Below are 20,301 nucleotides of genomic sequence, written 5' to 3'. Positions count from 1 at the left end.
AATTAACCTGATAAAGCCATGAAACGCTATATAAATCTTTTTATCATACTCATTACAGGTGCTGGTCTGCTGGCCGCATGTAATAAACAACTGGAAGAATATAACCCGTCCGGTCTGACTGTTGACCAGGTATTCAGTACCCCTGAAGGTTTCGAAACACTTGTAAGCGCAGCCTATTCCTATAACCGCTGGTGGTATGGGAAAGAAGAGGGGTACAGCATTTCCGAAATGGGTACCGATCTGTGGACCAGTGGTACGGGTGATAAATACCCGGACCTCACACAGTATATCAATCTGCAGGCAAGTAATGGTGTAATGAGTGGATTATGGAGGCAACTGTACGCTGCCGTCAACCTATGTAACACCGGCCTGGGAAGAATTGGGAATGCTGGTTTTGCAGAGGATAAACGTATCATGCGTGACGCAGAACTACGTTTCCTGCGTGCTTTTTACTATTGGCATATCGTTGAAATGTGGGGTGGCGTGCATTTTACTGTTAAAGAAACAGAAGGAGTGGAGACCACTGCTAACCGTACACCGGTAGATACGTTCTATGCACAGATATTCAGGGATCTGGATGTCGCTGTAAAGAATTTGCCTGTAACTACAAGCGATTATGGTCGTGTGACCAAACCTGCTGCACAGGCATTTCTGGCGCGTATGTACCTGACCCGCGGTATGAACGACCGTGCAGCAGCACTGGCTGATTCCGTGATCAGCAATTACAGTTATAGCCTTGTACCCAAATACGCGGACCTGTGGCGTATGGATAACCTGCAGAACAAAGAGATTGTATGGGCCGTTAACTATATGAAGAACCTGGTGTTTGATGACAGACTGGACGCAACTTTATATCCTAATGGTCACTCCCGCGGTGCACATAACGGTCACCTGATGTTTACCATGAAATATGATGACCTGCCAGGTATGCAGCGTGATGTGCTCAATGGGCGTCCCTTCAACAGGTATATGCCGACACTGTACCTGCTCGATCTGTTCAATGAAAATGCGGACGCGCGTTACAACGCCACTTTCAAAAGTGTATGGTTGTGTAACAACACAAAAACAGCACCTGCAGGAATGAAGCTGGGAGATACCGCTATTATTTGCACGAAATATGCGGTAACAAATGCTGATACAGCCGGTAAGAAATACCGTGTGTACGATAGGAATATGTGCTACTATGCAAACGGCGGAGGTAAAGACCGTACCCGCTATGTTTCCCTGCAGAAGTTTGATGATCCTACCCGTGCCTCAATGAATGAGGAACAGAGTCCAAGAGATGCCTATATCATCCGGCTCGCCGAGATGTATCTGATCGCCGCAGAGGCACAGATCAGACTGGGTAATACCGGCAAGGCAGCAGACTATATAAATGTACTGCGCAAACGCGCGGCATTACCGGGACATGAAGCTGAAATGCTTGTATCCGCTGCTATGATGACGGTTGAATTCGTGCTGGAAGAAAGAGCCCGTGAACTGGCCGGAGAACAGCTCCGCTGGTTTGACCTGAAACGTACCGGCAAACTGGGCGCGCAGATCGCTGCTCATAACGCAGACGCAGCGAAGAATTTCCAGGCGTTCCATAATGTACGCCCGATACCGCAGGACCAGATCGATGCGGTGACCAACAAATCCGAATTTACACAGAATCCAAACTATCAGTAATATCATTAAACCGAAAGCTCATGAAGTTGTATCTATTGGCGCTGCTTTTTCCTTTGATCAGTTGGATACCGACAGACGATCCGCCGCGTATTTTTATGATCGGAGATTCTACCATGGCCGATAAGCCCCTGGCCGATAATCCCGAAAGAGGATGGGGACAGCTGTTCCCGCTGTTCCTGCAAAAAGGCGTAACGGTAAAAAACTATGCTGTGAATGGCCGCAGTACCAAAAGTTTTATTAATGAGCATCGCTGGGATAGTGTTTTGGTACAATTAAAGGCTGGCGACTGGGTGATTATCCAGTTCGGGCATAATGACTCCAAAAAGGATGACTCCACTCGTTTTGCGGCTCCTAAAGGCGCTTATAAGGATAATCTGATACGTTTCGTGAAGGAAGTTCGTGCAAAAGGTGCGAATCCTGTACTGGTCACACCAGTACAACGCAGAAAATTTGATGAAAAAGGCACTTTCGTTGATCAGCACGGGGAATATCCGGGTGTGGTGCGTGAGATAGCTGCCAGCTATAAAGTACCGCTGATCGATCTGCATAAAAGCAGTGAAGCGCTACTGGTACAGCATGGAGTGGCTGGTTCGGAAAAATTATTTAAGACAACACCGGCAGGGCATTATACGGCCCTGCCTAATGGTGTGACCGACAATACTCATTTTAATACCTACGGTGCGACCCTCGTGGCCGGACTCGTAGCCAGGGAGATCAGGGAGAAGCACATCGGACTGGAAAGGTATCTTGCACAAACCGAATTTGAAGGGAAGTACCGCTTTGATCTGCCGGAGATCTATGAGCCACACTTCAAAAGAGATACCCTGATGATCACGGCATTCGGCGCGAAACCAGACGGAGTGACATTGAACAGCAAAAGCATCAATGACGCCATCACAAAAGCCAGTGCGAATGGTGGTGGTGTTGTGATGATACCTCCGGGTTTATGGCTTACCGGCCCGATCGTACTGAAAAGTAATGTGAACCTGTACCTGGCGCCTAATGCCCTGTTACAGTTTACGACCGACTTTGATCAGTATCCCCTGGTAGAGACAACATATGAAGGGTTGCGGGCAATGCGTTGTCAGGCACCCGTATCTGCCGTAAATGCAGAGAACATCGCTATTACCGGTAAAGGAATTATCGATGGCGGTGGTGATGCCTGGCGTATTGTCAAGAAAGATAAACTCACTGAATCCCAATGGAAGAAACTATTAGCCTCCGGAGGCATCGAAGGAGAAGATAAAAAGACCTGGTACCCCAGTGCGAAATCACAGAAGGGGTCGCACACCAAGCTGGCAGGTGTCATAGCGCCAGGTAAAACGCTGGCGGATTATGACGATATCAAGGACTTCCTGCGTCCGAATTTGCTGAGCATCACCAGCTGTAAATATGTGTTACTGGAGGGTGTTACTTTCCAGAATTCACCTGCCTGGTGCCTGCATCCTTTATTGACGGAACATATTACTTTAAGAGATATATATGCTAAAAATCCATGGTATGCTCAGAATGGCGACGGTGTTGACCTGGAGTCCTGCCGTTACGCACGCATCGAAGGCTGTACGTTTGATGTAGGTGACGATGGCATCTGTATCAAGTCCGGCCGCGATGAACAGGGCCGCAAACGCGGCGTTGCTACAGAAGATGTGATCGTCAATAACTGCACGGTATATCATGCACACGGTGGTTTTGTAGTAGGCAGCGAAATGTCGGGAGGCGCACGTAATCTGTATGTCTCCAACTGTTCCTTCCTTGGTACCGACATCGGCCTGCGTTTTAAAACTACCCGTGGCCGTGGTGGTATCGTAGAGAAGATCTACGTGAATAACATCAACATGAAAGATATACCTGCAGAAGCGATCCTCTTCGACATGTATTATATGGCCAAAGACCCTGTGCCATTGTCAGGAGAAAAGCGTGATGCCCCAAAGGTAGAGTTGTTCCCTGTGACAGAAGCCACGCCACAGTTCAAAGATTTCCATATCACTAATGTCGTATGCCACGGTGCTGAAAAAGCCATCTTCATACGCGGACTGCCTGAAATGCCGATCAGCGATATCTATCTGAAAGATATCACGATCAAAGCAAAGAAGGCAGGCGATTGTATCGTTGGGAGCAATATCAACATGACCAATGTAACGCTCATTACTACCGATAATGGGAAGATCAATGTGCAGGATAGCAAACAGGTGAAACTGGACATTAGTAAAAGATAATTCATTAAAGTATACGGTATGAAGAAACTATTGCACACGCTTCTATTGCTCCTGCCCGTAGCTGTTTCTGCACAATCAGCAAAGATGGCGGAAACGATGATACGGATATGGGGGGACTCATTGCAGCTGGCCGGCAGACATGCACACTGGACATATGATCAGGGTGTTGTGCTGGAAGGATTTACCGGATTATGGAAGAATACCGGAGATGGTAAGTACTTTCGTTTTATCCAGAAGGGATTAGACCACTATATCGAGAAAGACGGATCAATCAGAACATATAAGTCAGAAGATTACAACATTGATAATATCAAGAATGGTCGCTCACTCCTGATGCTCTACAAGGTGACTAATGAGGAAAAGTATAAACTGGCCGCCGACAAACTGAAAGCGCAGCTGGATAAGCAACCTCGGACAAAAGAAGGGGGCTTCTGGCACAAGAAAAGATACCCATATCAGATGTGGCTGGACGGTCTGTATATGGCAGAGCCGTTCTATGCAGAATACGCAGCCATGCATCATGATGAAGCTGCCTTCAAAGATATTACCCGTCAGTTCGTGCTGATGGAACAACATTCCCGTGATGATAAAACGGGTCTGTTATATCACGGATATGACGAGTCCCGCGCACAACGTTGGTCCGACAAGAATACCGGACGTTCTCCGAATTTCTGGGGCCGGGCAATGGGATGGTACGGTATGGCACTGGTAGATGCCCTGGAATATTATCCTGCGGCACATCCAGGCAGAGATAGTCTCTTAAAGATCCTGAACCGTATGGCAGTAGCTGTTAAGAAATACCAGGACCCTTCCAGCGGATGCTGGTACCAGGTGCTGGATAAGGCCAGTGCGAAAGGTAATTACCTGGAAGCATCCGCCACCTGCATGTTCGTGTACACACTTGCCAAAGGTGTCAGATTGGGGTACCTGCCTGCTACTTACAATACGGTGGCTGCAAAAGGTTATGAAGGTATCATGAAGCGGTTTATCCGCACAGCACCTGAAGGCGGCGTTAATCTGGAGGGAACGGTGAGTGTAGCGGGGCTAGGTGGTGATCCTTACAGAGATGGCAGTTATGCATATTATCTCAGTGAAAAGGTAGTGACGAATGACCCCAAAGGTGTAGGTGCATATATGATGGCTGCGAATGAAATGGAACAGGCGGCTATTCCTAAAACGGGAAAAAATATCACCGTTACAATTGATAACTTCTTCAATAACGAATTCAGAAAAGGGATCACTGGTCAGCAGGAATCATGGCACTATGTATGGAATGAAAATGACAACGGAGGCTTTTCTCTCTGGGGACATATTTTTCATAACCGGGGCGCTGTAACAACTACACTGACTGAAGCGCCGACTGCTGCGAGTCTTGCAAAATCCAATATACTTATCATGGTTGATCCTGATACAGAAAAGGAAACAGTAAAACCCAACTATATGACAGAAGCACATGCCACTGCTATTGCCAACTGGGTGAAGCAGGGGGGCGTGCTGGTCGTATTGCAGAATGACGCGGGCAATTCTGAGATAAAAACCTTTAACACGCTGACAGATAAATTCGGCATTCACTTTAAAGAAGACAGCCGCAATCACGTGGAAGGCAAACAGTGGGAGCAGGGCGCGCTGTTTATCCCTGCCGGCAATAGCGTATTTGCAAATACAAAGAAAATATACATCAAGGAGATCTCTACACTGGAGCTGAAACAGCCAGCCAAAGCACTCTATACAGATAAGGGAGATGTGATCATGGCCACTGCTAAAGTGGGTAAGGGTGCTGTATTCGCCGTAGGTGATCCCTGGTTTTATAATGAGTACCTGGATGGCCGCCGTTTGCCGGAGTCCTTTGAGAATTATCAGGCGGCTACAGACCTGACTGAATGGCTATTCAAGCAGGCGTCGCACAAATGATTACTAAATATTGTCGATGGTAGTGGTGCATTGACGCATTAAACAAGAAATATGCAATTGAACAAACAGTTTTTGAAAGGAAAGGAACGTCCTGTATTGCCCGAAAAAGTATTGCAATTTGGTACGGGCGTACTACTACGAGGATTGCCTGACTATTTCATCGATAAGGCTAATAAAGCAGATCTTTTTAATGGTCGTATCGTAGTAGTGAAGTCCACTGATAAGGGAAGTACGGATGCTTACAGTGAGCAGGATCACCTCTATACGCAGTGTATTCAGGGTATTCAGCAGGGCAGGAGGGTGGAAGAATATGTTGTCAATGATGCTATCAGCAGGGTATTATCTGCCACAGGAGAATGGTCTGACATACTGGCTTGTGCTACCAATCCGGACATGGAGATCATTATTTCCAATACGACGGAAGTAGGGATCACGCTGACCGATGATGATGTGCATGCAGCACCACCTGCATCTTTTCCTGGCAAACTGCTGGCATTCCTCTTACGCCGCTATCAGCATTTCGGTGGAGATATCAGCAAGGGAATGGTCATTGTACCTACAGAGCTGATTCCTGATAATGGAACGAAACTGAGGGATATATTACTAGCGCTGGCACATCAGAACGAGTTGGAAGGCGACTTCATAAACTGGCTGAGCACTGCTAATCATGTCTGCAACTCATTGGTGGACCGTATCGTTCCTGGTGCCCTTCCTTCGGCAGCACAGGCTGCGGTGGAAGCGCAATTAGGGTATCAGGACAAACTGATGATCATGTGTGAACCGTATGCTTTGTGGGCAATAGAGACAGATAGTGAACGGGTGCGTCAGCTATTATCATTCTCAGTAGCGGATAGTGGTGTTGTACTGGCGCCCGATATTAATATCTTCCGTGAACTGAAGTTACGCCTGCTCAATGGGGCACATACGCTGACCTGCGGGCTGGCCGTGCTGGCACGATTCGAAACAGTCAGAGATGCAATGGAGGATGCTGCCATGGAAAGCTGTATAGCTGCCCTCATGCAACATGAAATAGTTCCGGCTATCACCGATGTGACAATACGTGAAGATGCTGCACTGCGTTTTGCGGGTAGTGTACTGGACCGTTTCAGGAATCCGTACATTGAGCATCGCTGGCTGAGCATTACCATGCAGTATACATCCAAAATGAAGATGCGTGTCATACCTATACTGGTGCGTCATTATCAGCGGCTGGAAGAAGTGCCGGCCCTGATGGCACTTGGGTTTGCGGCCTATCTGCTGTTCATGCGTGATGGGCAGGTTACTGATGATCATGCCGGCTATTTTAAAGAGAAATGGCAACAGCTGGAACCAGCCGTACTGGTACAGACCGTGTTGAGAAACCAGGCGTTGTGGGGCATTGATCTGGCGCAACTGCCAGGCTTTGCACATGCTGTTACCGTCATGTTAGGAGCGTTACTGAACGAGGGGGCATCCTCACTAGTCAGAAGAGTATCAGAAGAAACAACGATCGCATAAATAATCAAGCATATGACGGGATTGAAAAGGAAAGTCCTCAAAGTGCATCCGCAGGATAATGTAGTGGTAGCGCTGACAGACCTGAAAAAGGGAGAGACAGTACAGGACAACGGCCAGGTATACACATTAGCAGAAGATGTACCGGCAAAACACAAATTCACAGAGACAGCGTTGAATCCGGGTGACCCGATCACCATGTATGGTGTATTAGTGGGTCGTGCAAAAGAGGCATTGCCTGCCGGTGTAAAGATAACTGTAGGGAATGTAAAACATGCCGCCAGTGACTTTCAGCTGGCAAAAGCGCGTAAAACAGCCTGGCATATACCAGATGTTTCCAAATGGAAAGACCGCACATTCGACGGTTATCAGCGGGCAGATGGCAGTGTTGGTACCGGTAATTACTGGCTGGTGATACCGATGGTATTTTGTGAGAACAGGAATGTGGAAGTACTCAGAGAAACACTGATGGAAGAATTAGGATATGGCCGTCCAAAGAAATATGCAGGTTTCGCGCGCCAGCTCGCACAGCAATACAGGGAGGGGGCAGATGCCGCCGCTATCCTGGAAACAATATATACAGAAGATACAGGCGATAATACCCGGCGGCGTCTTTTTGAAAATGTGGATGGTATTAAATTCCTGACACATGAAGGTGGCTGTGGTGGTATCCGGCAGGATGCACAGACACTTTGCGGACTGCTGGCCGGATACATCACCCACGCGAATGTAGCAGGTGCCACTGTGCTTAGTCTGGGGTGCCAGAATGCACAGATCACCATGCTGGAAGAGGAGATCCGTAAGCGCTCGCCTCAGTTCAGTAAACCCTTGTATATACTCGATCAGCAGCAAACCGGAACGGAGCAGGCACTGATCACAACAGCGGTAAAGCAGACGATGGCCGGACTGATCGAAGCCAATAAATTAACCCGTCAGCCAGCGCCGTTATCAAAACTATGTATCGGACTGGAATGTGGTGGTTCTGATGGATTTTCGGGTATCTCTGCTAATCCTGCGATCGGTTATACATCCGACCTGCTGGTGGCATTGGGCGGATCAGTAATCCTGTCAGAATTTCCGGAATTATGTGGCGTAGAGCAGGAAATGAGCGATCGCTGTGTAGACGAAAAAGACGCATTACAGTTCATTGATCTGATGCGTGCCTATCAGCGTCGTGCGGAAGAAGCAGGTTCGGGTTTCGATATGAATCCTTCGCCCGGCAATATCAAGGACGGCCTCATTACAGACGCTATTAAATCGGCTGGTGCTGCAAAAAAAGGTGGCACATCCCCTATAGCTGCCGTACTGGATTATCCACAGCAGGTAAGCAAACCAGGGCTCAATCTGCTCTGTACACCGGGCAATGATGTGGAGTCTACGACTGCTGAGGTGGGCGCAGGCGCCACCATTGTACTATTCACTACAGGTCTCGGGACCCCTACTGGTAATCCGGTGACACCTGTGATAAAGCTATCCAGCAATACAAAACTCTATCAGCGCATGCCCGATATTATTGATATCAATACAGGTACTATCATCGACGGAGAAGAGTCTATTTCCGAAGCAGGAGAACGTATCCTGAACTATGTTATTGATGTGGCCAGTGGTATCACAAAGGCAAAGTCCGTTATTAACGGCCAGGATGATTTTATTCCCTGGAAAAGAGGGGTGTCACTGTAATCTGCTAACCATTAAAAAAACTGTCTATAATGAAGAAGTTCCTGGATGAACATTTTCTCCTGACAAACAATACCGCAAAACGGCTGTATCATGACTATGCAAAGGAGATGCCCGTGATCGATTATCATTGTCATCTTCCGCCTGCGCAGATCGCTGCTGACACGACATTTGGTACGCTTACCCAGGCATGGCTGTATGGCGATCACTACAAGTGGAGGGCTATGCGCACAAACGGTATACACGAAAATTACTGCACTGGTAATAAGTCTGATTGGGAGAAGTTCGAAAAGTGGGCCGCCACGGTCCCATATACCCTGCGTAATCCGCTGTATCACTGGACACATCTTGAATTGCAACGTTATTTTGATATATATGACATACTGAGCCCTGCGACAGCAAAAGATATCTACTACAATGCCAGTGCACAACTGGAGACGCCGGCATTCAGTACCCGCAACCTATTGCGTAAAATGAACGTAGCATTGGTGTGTACAACAGACGATCCGGCAGATACGCTGGAATATCATCAGCAGCTCAGACAGGATGGATTTGAAGTTCCTATTCTGCCGGCCTTCCGTCCTGATCAGGCTATGAATGTTGATGACCCTGAAAAGTATAATAGCTATCTCGGTAAACTGGAGGAAGCTTCCGGCATAACTATCGACACATATGCAGATCTGCTGGATGCATTGAAGAGCAGACATGATTTCTTTGCAACACAGGGGTGTTCTGTATCTGATCATGGGATCGAGGAAATTTATGCAGAAGACTTTCAGGAAAAAGATATCAATGCTATTTTCCTGAAGGTGAGAAGTGGCAACAAACTGACCTTACAGGAAGCACGACAGATCAAGTCTGCGCTATTACTGCAACTCGCAGAATGGGATTGGGAAAAAGGATGGGTACAGCAGTATCATCTGGGTGCATTGCGGAATAATAATTCCCGCATGATGCATTTACTCGGTCCCGATACTGGCTGGGACTCCATTGGCGATTTTTCACAGGCGAAAGCATTGGCGAAGTTCCTGGATCGTCTTGACAGCCAGGATAAACTGGCGAAGACAATACTCTATAATCTGAATCCGGCTGATAATGAACTACTGGCAACGATGATCGGTAACTTCAATGATGGCTCAGTGGCCGGGAAGGTGCAGTTTGGTTCCGCCTGGTGGTTCCTGGATCAGAAAGATGGCATGATCAAACAGATCAATGCATTGTCAAATATGGGATTGCTGAGCCGCTTCGTAGGTATGCTGACCGATTCCCGCAGCTTTTTATCTTATCCGCGTCATGAGTATTTCAGGAGAATAGTATGTGAACTGTTTGGCCAGGAGGTAGAGAATGGTGAACTGCCAAATGACGTGGAATGGATAGGAAAGGTAGTGAAGGACATCTGTTATTACAACGCACAGCAATACTTTAACTGGAAGGAGCTGTCGGTAGAAGCGGGTGTTGCCAGATAAAAATTACCCGCCGGAAGGCGGGAACAGAAATAATCCACTGGTCAGTATAAAATAGGCTTTGTCTGCATGTATTGCTGAAGCTGTTTTATGGAAATCCGATCTGTATTCGTCTTGACCTGATGCTAAACAGATGTTGCCTATTTTATACTTCCTCCGGGACTATAGAGAATTGTTTCTCCGGGAACTCATCTCGTGCTTTTTCTCCAGGTCTTTATCTGAAACGTACTAAAAATATATCCTTCACTTAAGATCCTGAATATACCTGAAGAAATCACTTCCGCAACGGGGTTACCGTTACGGAAGTGTAAACAACTAAACAACTCTCACTTTTATATTAACAATTCGCACAAGCGTAATTGGGCTTTTTCAGTGGCTCGCTCGCCGTCGTTTCAAACTTACCGGTGATGGGCGAAGACACACATGGATTCTCAAAAGATATCAGGTCTGCCAGTCCGCTCTGTACCGTGTGTTCTGCCTGTAAGGCATCATAATCGCCGTTGAGAATGAGTGTGCCGTTGAACCGGGAACGCACACCCGCGATCAGTGTAGCCGGTGTTGCTGGTTCTGTCAGCAGGTGGATGTACGATAATCCGTACGTATCCAGTCCATCCGTCAGATAGGCGTAAGTGGCGTCTGTCTCACTATGATGCTGCAGGTCGTTGACCTGACTGTAGGGAGACAGTAGAATACCTGTACGATGCCTGCCGATCGCATGGCTGACAGCTGCGACAGTTTCCAGAATGAAACGCACCCTGTTGGGAATGCTGCCGCCGTATTTGTCGGTACGCTGATTGGTATCAGGGTGCAGGAACTGGTCCATCAGATATCCTTGCGCTGCGTGTAATTCCACTCCGTCGAAACCTGCTTCTATTGCCTGTGTTGCTGCCTTTACATATTGCTGGACCATTTTCCCTACCTCTGAAGTTGTCATCGCCCTTGGTGTAGCGTGCGGCTGCCATCCTAACGTTTCCGTCCATATTTCTCCTCTCGCCGCGATAGCTGAAGGAGCGATGATATCAGCCTTTGCCGGCATATTGGCAGGGTGTGATATACGCCCTGTGTGTTTGATCTGCAGGAAGATCCGGCCGCCGTTTTCATGTACTGCCGTTGTTACTTTTTTCCATCCTTTGATCTGGTCCTTGCTATATATTCCCGGCATGTGCGCCTGGCCCATACCATTTTCTGCAGGACCGGTACCTTCTGCTATGATCAGACCGGCTTTGGCTCGCTGGCTGTAGTAATTTACCATCAGTTCATTGGGAACGCCCGCAGGAACCTGACGTTTTTTTTGTGAGGCGGGCGCCATGACCACCTTGTTAGAAATGGCATAATTGCCTATAGTAGCGGATGATAATAATGTTGGGTACATGGGTCTTTCAGTTAAATAATTCCAGAATGATTGTTCCAAAAAAGAGTAAAAAAATATCAATGCCTAATGCTATGTAATATATGGTCAGCCATGTGCTCCAACATTGCTTTATCACCGAATAATACGTCCATTAACCAGATTGAACTGAAGCTTGCGTAGAGGAACTGTGCCAGTGTGGCCGGATCTTTTTCTGTTGGTATCTCATTCATCTGTCGCGCCTTTTCCAATAGTTCCTGTAATACGCTAATGCTTTGCCTTGCCTGTTCCTGTACTATACTTCTTATGCTTTCATCCATTGAAGCCAGTTCAAAAGATGTCTTCACCATCAGGCAGGATTTCCCTTCTTTCCTGTTATGGACCGCTCTACGTATGATACTCTCAATAGCCGAAAGTGGTGTTACCTTCTCACAGCATTGCTTGTAGTCAAACAGCTTCTCTTTCGCGTAGTTCTGCAGACACTGTTGAAAGAGGGCGTGTTTGTCGCCATAAGTATCATATATACTGGCCCGGTTCAATTGCATACCCTCACAAAGGTCCTGCATGGACGTAGCATTGTATCCCTTCTCCCAGAAGAGATCCCTTGCTTTTTCCAGCTTTTCCTCAGGATCGAATGCTTTATTGCGTGCCATGATGCAAAAATAGAATAATAGAATGAATGTTCCAAAATATTTTTAGAACGACCGTTCTGGAATAGTGGAAACGGGGAAATCAATCTACAAAATAACCTTATATATCTGCGGTAGGGGCTGACAATCATTATAGTACAGTCTGTATAGGTGGAAGGTTCACTGGTAGGGCTTTTAGGCGGGAAAGACAACTATAGCCGGGATCTGCACGAGCCGGCATGGTACCAATTTTGCCTGATATCAGTCGTAACGGTGTAGACACGTTAGCTGATACATCTTTAATTGTTAAACCAAAAAGGAACACATGAAAAAGCTCACTTTTATTGCCGCTACTATGCTGGCCGCCTGGATGTTTCAGGCTTGTAACTCCGGAAACACAGAAGCCAAACATGAAGACGCTGTAGACAGTGCTCAGGCAGTAAATAAGGAAACAGCACCTGTAGATAAGGAATCATCAGACTTTGCCGTAAAAGCTGCCGATGGTGGTATGTTAGAAGTACAGGCAGGTAAACTGGCGCAGGAGAAGGGTACTAATCAGCGTATCAAAGACTTTGGCGCATTACTGGTACGTGACCACTCCAAGGCAGGCGACGAACTGAAAGGACTGTCACAAAGTAAGAATATCACATTACCTGATAGTGTAGGGTCAGATTATAGTGAACATCTGAGAGATATGAGTAAATTATCCGGTAAGGAATTCGACAAGCATTTCATTGACATGATGGTCAACGATCATGATAAGGATGTGAAAATGTTTGAAGATGCCTCTCAGAGCCTGACTGATCCGGATCTGAAAACATGGGCTGGTAACACGCTGCCTACCCTGAAGGCACACCAGGATACTGCGAAGGCGATCCAGGAAGCCATGAAGAATGCAAAGAAATAAGGCAGCGTATAGCATTTGCCTCATAAAATAAGTAGTTGTTAGTTTCCGGTGACTTGTTGTGATGGTTGAGTTCGAGAATGTCGCTCCTGGAGGCTAACAACTCTTCTTTTTTATAAATAATTCTCCACGTTGCAACTTGTGTTTATATTTGTTTGGACGAGTGGAGAGTTATGTACGCAATAGTTGATATAGAAACCACAGGCGGACACGCCAGTGCAAATGGCATTACAGAAATAGCCATTTATATTTACGACGGACGGGAGATCCTACAGCAGTATGAAACGCTGATCAATCCTGGTCTGCCTATTCCCCGGTATATTCAAGCTCTGACAGGTATTACAGACGAAATGGTAGCAGTAGCGCCCACCTTTGATGAGGTGGCTGCCGATATTTATGCCCTGTTGGAGGATAAAATATTCGTAGCACACAACGTAAATTTCGATTATTCCTTTATTCAATATCATCTCGCTAAGGCAGGTTATCAGCTGCGCAGTAAAAAGCTGTGTACTGTCAGACTGGGCCGCAAGATCATTCCTGGGCTGCCTTCCTATAGCCTGGGAAATCTGTGCAGATCCCTGCAGATATCCGTTACACAACGTCACCGCGCATCTGGTGATGCAGCTGCCACGGTACAATTGTTCGGGCTATTGCTGCAGCAGGACACCACAAAAGCCATCGCACATGCCCTGAACGCTCATTCCAAAGAGCAGTTCCTACCTCCGAATCTGCCTCCTGAGCAGGTCACTGGTTTGCCTGGTTTGCCAGGCGTATACTATTTCCATGATCAGAAGGGGAAGGTGGTGTATGTGGGTAAAGCCAAGAATATCCGCAAGCGGGTGAATAGCCATTTTACGGGTAATAGCGCCGGCAGAAAGAGACAGGAGTTCCTCCGTAATATTTATAGTATTTCGCACGAGGTGACTGGTACGGAACTGATGGCACATATCCTGGAAAGTGTGGAGATCAAGCGGCTATGGCCAATTTATAATTATTCGCAGAAATATATCGAGTTCAGGTACGGCTTCTATTGTTTCGAAGATCAGGACGGTTATCTGCGTCTGGCTATTGAGAAGCGTCGTAAATATTCCTTACCACTGCATGCATTCCCATTACTGGTGCAGGGACATCAGATGCTGCGGGGACTGATCAGAGAATTTGATCTTTGTCCGCGGTTATGCTTCCTGCAAAAAGGTACCGGTATCTGTTCCCCGATACCCGATCATACCTGCCGCGGTGCCTGTGACAAAAAAGAAGCACCTGAAACCTATAACCTCCGCGTGAAGGCTGCCATTATACATATGCAGCAGCAACAACCTTCTTTCGCCATTATGGGGACTGGAAGGGATCCATGGGAGCAAAGCTGTATCCTGATGGAAAAGGGACGTTTCTATGGCATGGGTTATATTCCGCGGGATACTGCCATTACTGAAGGGATACAGGTCAAGGAATGGCTGACCCAGTATCCTGAGAATGAGTACATTCTGAACCTTATTCATTCACATGCCGGCAACCACGAAACAGAGCTTTTGAAGTTTTCTTAGACGAATCTGTTATAAATCCCTTAACCTAAAGTATTTTTGCGGACCTGAATGCAAAACTGGCTGTTGATTTCCTTGTCAACGTCCTGTAAGTGAAGGCTTTCATCTAATCATTTTTACTAGGTAATAATTTATTCATGTCAGAGGCAAATTTTCAGATTCCCGGTCAGACGGCTTTTTATAAGGGAAAGGTCAGGGACGTTTACACCATTAATGATAAACTGCTGGTAATGGCAGCAAGCGACCGTATCTCTGCGTTCGATGTAGTGTTACCCCGTCCCATCCCTTATAAAGGTCAGGTACTGAACCAGGTAGCTGCTATCATGCTGAATGCTACCAAAGACATCGTTCCAAACTGGGTAAAGTCCGTTCCCCTGCCAAATGTTACAATTGGCCTGAAATGTGAGACTTTCCCTGTGGAAATGGTCGTACGCGGTAATCTCACAGGTCACGCCTGGAGAACTTATAAAAGCGGCAAACGTGAACTGTGCGGTGTAACTATGCCGGAAGGCCTGAAGGAAAATGACTTTTTCCCTTCTCCTATCATCACACCGACTACCAAAGCACATGAAGGTCATGATGAAGATATCTCCCGTGAAGATATCATTGGTAAGGGCCTCGTAAGTAAAGAAGAATACGAACAACTTGAGAAATATACCCTTGCCCTGTTCGCCCGTGGCAGAGAACTGGCGAAGCAACGTGGTCTGATCCTGGTAGATACCAAGTATGAATTTGGTAAGATCGGTGATACCATCTACGTAATAGATGAAATTCATACCCCCGATTCGTCCCGTTACTTCTATGCAGAAGGCTATGAGGAAAAACAAAAGAATGGAGAAGCGCAGAAACAGCTCAGTAAAGAGTTTGTACGTGAATGGCTGATGGCTAACGGCTTCCAGGGTAAAGACGGACAGCAGGTGCCGGAAATGACGGACGAATTCGTCAGCACGGTAAGTGAACGTTACATCGAACTGTTCGAGAACATCACTGGTCAGAAATTTGTAAAGGAAGATGTTTCCAAAGCAGTTGCTGAACAGAAGATCATCGAAACACTGAAGACATTATAAGCATATTGACGACACCGGGGAGGCATGAACTATGCCTTCCCCGGCTGTTAGTGACGACGGATATTTGACTATAGACTAATATGAAACACCTGGCCACGCTTAACAAGTATTTTGTAAAGTACAAATGGAGATTCCTTACAGGTTTGACCTGTACGATCGTGTCCATTGTATTCAGTGTGTTTCAGCCGATCATGGTCAGGCAGATATTTGACCTGCTGGCGCAGAACCTCGATAATTATAACCTGCTCAGTGATACCGGACTCAAAGCCGCTTTCCGCAGTGAATTCACCAGCGTACTCGCTTTCTACGGTATCAGTATTCTCCTCTTCGCATTGCTCAGCGGATTCTTTCTATATCTGCAAAGGCAGTCGCTCATTGTGATGAGCCGCTACATTGAATACGACCTCAAGAACGAAATTTACCAGCACTATCAGCTGCTGGACCTTAACTTCTTTAAAATGCACCGTACCGGCGATCTGATGAGCCGCATTACGGAAGATGTATCCAGGGTACGCATGTACGTTGGCCCCGCTATCATGTATGCTACGCGTACGATCTTTATGATCGTGATCGTTGTATACCTGATGCTGGACGTCAATCCGATGCTGACATTATATACCTTGTCGCCACTGCCTGTACTTGCAGTGATCATTTATTATGTGAACCATATCATTCACAGAAAAAGCGAACGTATACAGGCCGAACTATCCAATATCACGTCTATCGCACAGGAGTCCTATTCCGGTATCAGGGTGATCAAATCCTATGTGCAGGAAGAAGACAGTATTAAACATTTTGAACAGGCCAGCGAAGCCTATAAGATCAGTTCTGTGAGTCTGGCTAAAACCGATGCGTTGTTTCAGCCAAGTATGGCTCTTATGATCGGGCTGAGTGTGGTTATTACCATATTCATTGGTGGTATTCAGGTGATCCATGGCAATATCACAGTAGGGAACCTGGCCGAGTTTGTCATCTATGTGAATATGCTGATGTTCCCCTTCTTTTCCATCGGAATGGTGGCATCGATGATCCAGCGTGCTGCCGCGAGCCAGCAACGTCTTAACGAATTTCTCAATATACAACCCGCTATTAAGGATAATCCTGGTGCAACCGACCTGGACATCAAGGGAGAAGTAGTGTTTAAACAGGTATCATTTACCTATCCGCATACCGGTATCCAGGCCATCAAAGACTTTAATCTGACAGTAAGGCCCGGAGAGAAAGTAGCGGTTATCGGCCGTACCGGCTCCGGTAAATCTACGCTCGCCCAGCTGCTGATCCGTATGTATGATCCGCAGGAGGGACAGATCCTGCTTGACGGTCGTGACATCCGCCAGGTGAAACTGGACAGCCTGCGTAGCCAGATCAGTTATGTGCCACAGGATGTATTCCTTTTCTCAGATTCGATACAGAATAATATACGTTTTGGTACGCCCGAAGCAACGCCTGAGATAGTAAGGACTGCTGCCCGTCAGGCATCAGTTGAGAAAGATATCCTGGGCTTTACAGAAGGATTTGATACGGTAGTAGGGGAAAGAGGCGTCACACTCAGTGGCGGACAAAAGCAACGTATCTCCATTGCAAGAGGGCTGATAAAGAACCCCAATCTACTCGTGTTTGACGATTGCTTATCGGCCGTAGACGCCCGTACCGAGAAAGAAATTATTGGTAACCTGTACGCGTATCTGAAAGATAAAACCGCTATAATCATTACCCACCGCATATTTGCACTCTTCGAATTTGATAAGATCATTGTACTGGATGAGGGCAGAATAGTCGAAACCGGTACGCATAGTGAATTATTAGCATTGAATGGTTATTACGCGGAACTGTACGCCCGTCAGCAATCCGGCGAAGAGGAGCCTATAATAGAATAGTAATCATATTCTTATATATACCTGTGAATCAGTAGGTAAAGGAGTATTCTATCATTTTTCAAAATCATTTAAAATTATTTTGATATTTGTAAACTAATAGTATATTTGTTTCTTATTGGAAAAAGGATTTGATTCGTTAACAACTTAAATCTATCAACTGTGGCGTACGAAAATACCAATCAGCAGGAAAGAAATAATGACAGTATCTTTTCTAAACGATTGAAAGCGGGCAAAAGAAGAACATACTTCTTTGATGTAAAGACCACTCGTGGAAATGATTATTTTCTGACCATTACAGAAAGCAAAAAACGCTTTAACGACAATGGTTATGACAGGCACAAAGTATTCCTGTACAAGGAAGACTTCAACAAGTTCCTGAATGCATTGACAGAGACCATCAATTATGTGAAAACTGATTTGATGCCCGACTTCGATTTTGATGCCTACAACCATGACTACGTACGTGATGACGAAGATGGCGAAGGTGAATCTTCTGTAGAAGCGGTAGTGGAAGCTGCTGTTGCTTCAGCTGCACCTGTTGCTGCATCTGCATCTTCTCACACAGAGGATGTAGATAAATGGTAATTTTATTTTAGATCATTTTATTTGATGATATATAAGACCTCCGGTTTCTCCGGAGGTTTTTTTATGCCCATGCCCGTTCGCCAAGTAGCAGGTATTCACCGTACTCCATTTGTTCTGAATGAAAGCCTTCTATCACTTCCGGCCAACCAATTTCTAATTCCCCGATTCCTAATTAAAAAGGGGCCCGTTTCCAGAGCCCCTCATCGTTATTCAATTATACAATCAAACTTATTTTTTCATCTGTTTCCAGGCATTGATCAGCCCATTCGTAGATGCATCATGGCTGGTCACCTGATCAGCACTTTCCAGCTCAGGCAGGATCTTATTAGCCAGTTGTTTACCCAGTTCAACCCCCCACTGATCAAAGCTGTAGATGTTCCAGATAACACCCTGTACGAAGATCTTATGTTCGTACATTGCTACCAGTGAACCAAGGGTTCTTGGCGTGATCTGTTTTACGAGGAAAGAGTTGGTTGGTCTGTTACCAGTAAAGACTTTATAAGGCAGCAGTTGCTTGATCTCATCTTCTCTCAGGCCGGATTTCTCCAGTTCTGCGCGCACTTCCGCTTCCGTTTTACCGTTCATCAGCGCTTCTGTCTGTGCGAAGAAGTTAGACAACAGTTTTACGTGGTGGTCGCCGATCGCATTGTGGCTGATAGCCGGTGCAATGAAGTCGGCGGGAATGATACGGGTACCCTGGTGGATCAGCTGATAGAAAGCGTGTTGTCCGTTAGTGCCAGGTTCGCCCCATACGATAGGACCTGTTTCATAGCTTACTGGTTTACCGGTACGGTCTACATACTTACCGTTACTTTCCATATTACCCTGCTGGAAGTAGGCGGCGAAACGGTGCATATACTGGTCGTACGCCAGGATCGCCTCAGTAGCAGTGTCAAAGAAGTTGCCGTACCACAGGCCGATGAGGGCCATTATAGCAGGAATGTTCTTTTCCAGTGGTGTGGTGCGGAAGTGGTTATCTACCGCATGTGCACCTTCCAGCAACGCCTTGAAATGATCAAAGCCTACCGTCAGGGAGATGCTCAGACCGATGGCGGACCATAAGGAATAACGGCCGCCAACCCAGTCCCAGAACTCAAACATGTTAGCAGGATCGATACCGAATGCTTTAACAGCTTTTTCGTTGGTAGAAAGCGCCGCAAAGTGCTTGGCTACGAAAGCTTCATCTTTGGCACAGTCCAGGAACCACTGACGTGCAGTCAATGCATTGGTCATGGTTTCCTGTGTAGTAAATGTTTTAGATGCGATCAGGAAGAGCGTTTCTTCCGGCGTTACTTTTTTAAGCGTTTCAGCAATGTGTGTACCGTCTACGTTGGATACGAAGTAAGGCTGAATACCTTCTTTCCAGTAAGGTTTCAGGGCTTCAGTCACCATCACAGGACCCAGGTCAGAACCACCTATACCAATGTTAACGATGTAACGTATAGGCTTACCGGTATATCCTTTCCATTCTCCGCTATGGATACGCTTTGTGAAGCTTTCCATTTTATTCAGTACGGCCTGTACTTCTGGCATTACATCCTTACCCTCGAGTGTAACCGGCTGGCCGGAGAAGTTACGCAGTGCGGTATGCAATACGGCCCTGTTCTCGGTAGCGTTGATCTTTTCTGCACTGAACATGGCTTTGATACCTTCCTCAACACCGGTTTCTTTCGCCAGTTGCAGTAAATATTGAAGCGATTCTTCTGTGATGATGTTCTTTGAATAGTCGAACAGTATATCTTCAAAAGAAAGAGTGAACTTGTTGAATCTTTCTGCATCCTTTGCAAATAGCTCGCGCAGGTGCGTTTCCTTCATCTTGGTAGCATGCTGCTCCAGCTGTTGCCAGGCTTTTGTAGCAGTAGGATTAATCGTTGGGAACATAAAAACGCATTTTATGGTATCAAAAGTAATAAAATAGTTA

14 protein-coding genes are annotated in these 20,301 nt (G+C 46.5%); 11 read left to right on the top strand and 3 right to left on the bottom strand.

What is annotated here, in order from left to right:
* The first annotated feature begins 18 nt into the window (after positions 1-18).
* The 6 genes from GWR21_RS08150 to uxaC are packed head-to-tail and all read left to right on the top strand — an operon-like array spanning position 19 to position 10,432.
* Positions 19-1,668 carry a RagB/SusD family nutrient uptake outer membrane protein gene (locus GWR21_RS08150; RefSeq protein ID WP_162331254.1) on the top strand — a complete coding sequence of 550 codons (1,650 nt, stop codon included), beginning with the start codon at positions 19-21 and terminating at the stop codon, positions 1,666-1,668.
* A 20-nt stretch (positions 1,669-1,688) separates the two neighbouring features.
* Positions 1,689-3,884: a glycosyl hydrolase family 28 protein gene (locus tag GWR21_RS08145; protein ID WP_162331253.1), complete on the top strand. Its 2,196-nt coding sequence runs from the start codon at positions 1,689-1,691 to the stop codon at positions 3,882-3,884.
* Between the two features lie 18 nt (positions 3,885-3,902).
* The gene (locus GWR21_RS08140) at positions 3,903-5,795 is read left to right on the top strand and encodes a glycoside hydrolase family 88 protein (protein ID WP_162331252.1); all 1,893 of its coding nucleotides are present in this window, start codon (positions 3,903-3,905) and stop codon (positions 5,793-5,795) included.
* A gap of 51 nt (positions 5,796-5,846) precedes the next feature.
* A complete protein-coding gene (locus tag GWR21_RS08135; RefSeq protein ID WP_162331251.1) occupies positions 5,847-7,292 on the top strand; it encodes a tagaturonate reductase in 1,446 nt (481 codons plus the stop codon).
* A 12-nt stretch (positions 7,293-7,304) separates the two neighbouring features.
* Complete coding sequence (locus tag GWR21_RS08130) at positions 7,305-8,969, top strand: UxaA family hydrolase (RefSeq protein ID WP_162331250.1); 1,665 nt, start codon at positions 7,305-7,307, stop codon at positions 8,967-8,969.
* 29 nt (positions 8,970-8,998) lie between these two features.
* The gene (gene uxaC, locus GWR21_RS08125) at positions 8,999-10,432 is read left to right on the top strand and encodes a glucuronate isomerase (protein ID WP_162331249.1); all 1,434 of its coding nucleotides are present in this window, start codon (positions 8,999-9,001) and stop codon (positions 10,430-10,432) included.
* Positions 10,433-10,766: 334 nt separating this feature from the next.
* Here uxaC and GWR21_RS08120 read toward each other — a convergent pair whose 3' ends face one another.
* Positions 10,767-11,801: an alkene reductase gene (locus GWR21_RS08120; RefSeq protein WP_162331248.1), complete on the bottom strand. Its 1,035-nt coding sequence runs from the start codon at positions 11,799-11,801 to the stop codon at positions 10,767-10,769.
* A 56-nt stretch (positions 11,802-11,857) separates the two neighbouring features.
* Positions 11,858-12,430, bottom strand: coding sequence for a TetR/AcrR family transcriptional regulator (locus tag GWR21_RS08115; RefSeq protein ID WP_162331247.1), 573 nt, complete (start codon positions 12,428-12,430; stop codon positions 11,858-11,860).
* A 301-nt stretch (positions 12,431-12,731) separates the two neighbouring features.
* Between GWR21_RS08115 and GWR21_RS08110 the strand changes: the two genes are divergently transcribed.
* From GWR21_RS08110 to GWR21_RS08090, 5 genes are all read left to right on the top strand, one after another.
* Positions 12,732-13,313, top strand: a complete 582-nt coding sequence (locus GWR21_RS08110) for a DUF4142 domain-containing protein (RefSeq protein ID WP_162331246.1) — start codon at positions 12,732-12,734, stop codon at positions 13,311-13,313.
* A gap of 170 nt (positions 13,314-13,483) precedes the next feature.
* Complete coding sequence (locus GWR21_RS08105; protein WP_162331245.1) at positions 13,484-14,854, top strand: exonuclease domain-containing protein; 1,371 nt, start codon at positions 13,484-13,486, stop codon at positions 14,852-14,854.
* A gap of 134 nt (positions 14,855-14,988) precedes the next feature.
* Positions 14,989-15,918, top strand: a complete 930-nt coding sequence (locus GWR21_RS08100) for a phosphoribosylaminoimidazolesuccinocarboxamide synthase (protein ID WP_162331244.1) — start codon at positions 14,989-14,991, stop codon at positions 15,916-15,918.
* Positions 15,919-15,998: 80 nt separating this feature from the next.
* On the top strand, positions 15,999-17,795 hold the full coding sequence (locus GWR21_RS08095; RefSeq protein WP_162331243.1) for an ABC transporter ATP-binding protein: 1,797 nt from the start codon (positions 15,999-16,001) through the stop codon (positions 17,793-17,795).
* A gap of 159 nt (positions 17,796-17,954) precedes the next feature.
* The gene (locus tag GWR21_RS08090) at positions 17,955-18,380 is read left to right on the top strand and encodes a DUF3276 family protein (protein WP_162331242.1); all 426 of its coding nucleotides are present in this window, start codon (positions 17,955-17,957) and stop codon (positions 18,378-18,380) included.
* Between the two features lie 228 nt (positions 18,381-18,608).
* Here GWR21_RS08090 and pgi read toward each other — a convergent pair whose 3' ends face one another.
* On the bottom strand, positions 18,609-20,261 hold the full coding sequence (gene pgi, locus GWR21_RS08085) for a glucose-6-phosphate isomerase (protein ID WP_162331241.1): 1,653 nt from the start codon (positions 20,259-20,261) through the stop codon (positions 18,609-18,611).
* Between the last annotated feature and the right edge of the window lie 40 nt (positions 20,262-20,301).

The organism is Chitinophaga agri, from assembly GCF_010093065.1.
Classification (GTDB): Bacteria; Bacteroidota; Bacteroidia; order Chitinophagales; family Chitinophagaceae; genus Chitinophaga; species Chitinophaga agri.
This window is presented reverse-complemented; position numbering and strand designations above follow the sequence as displayed.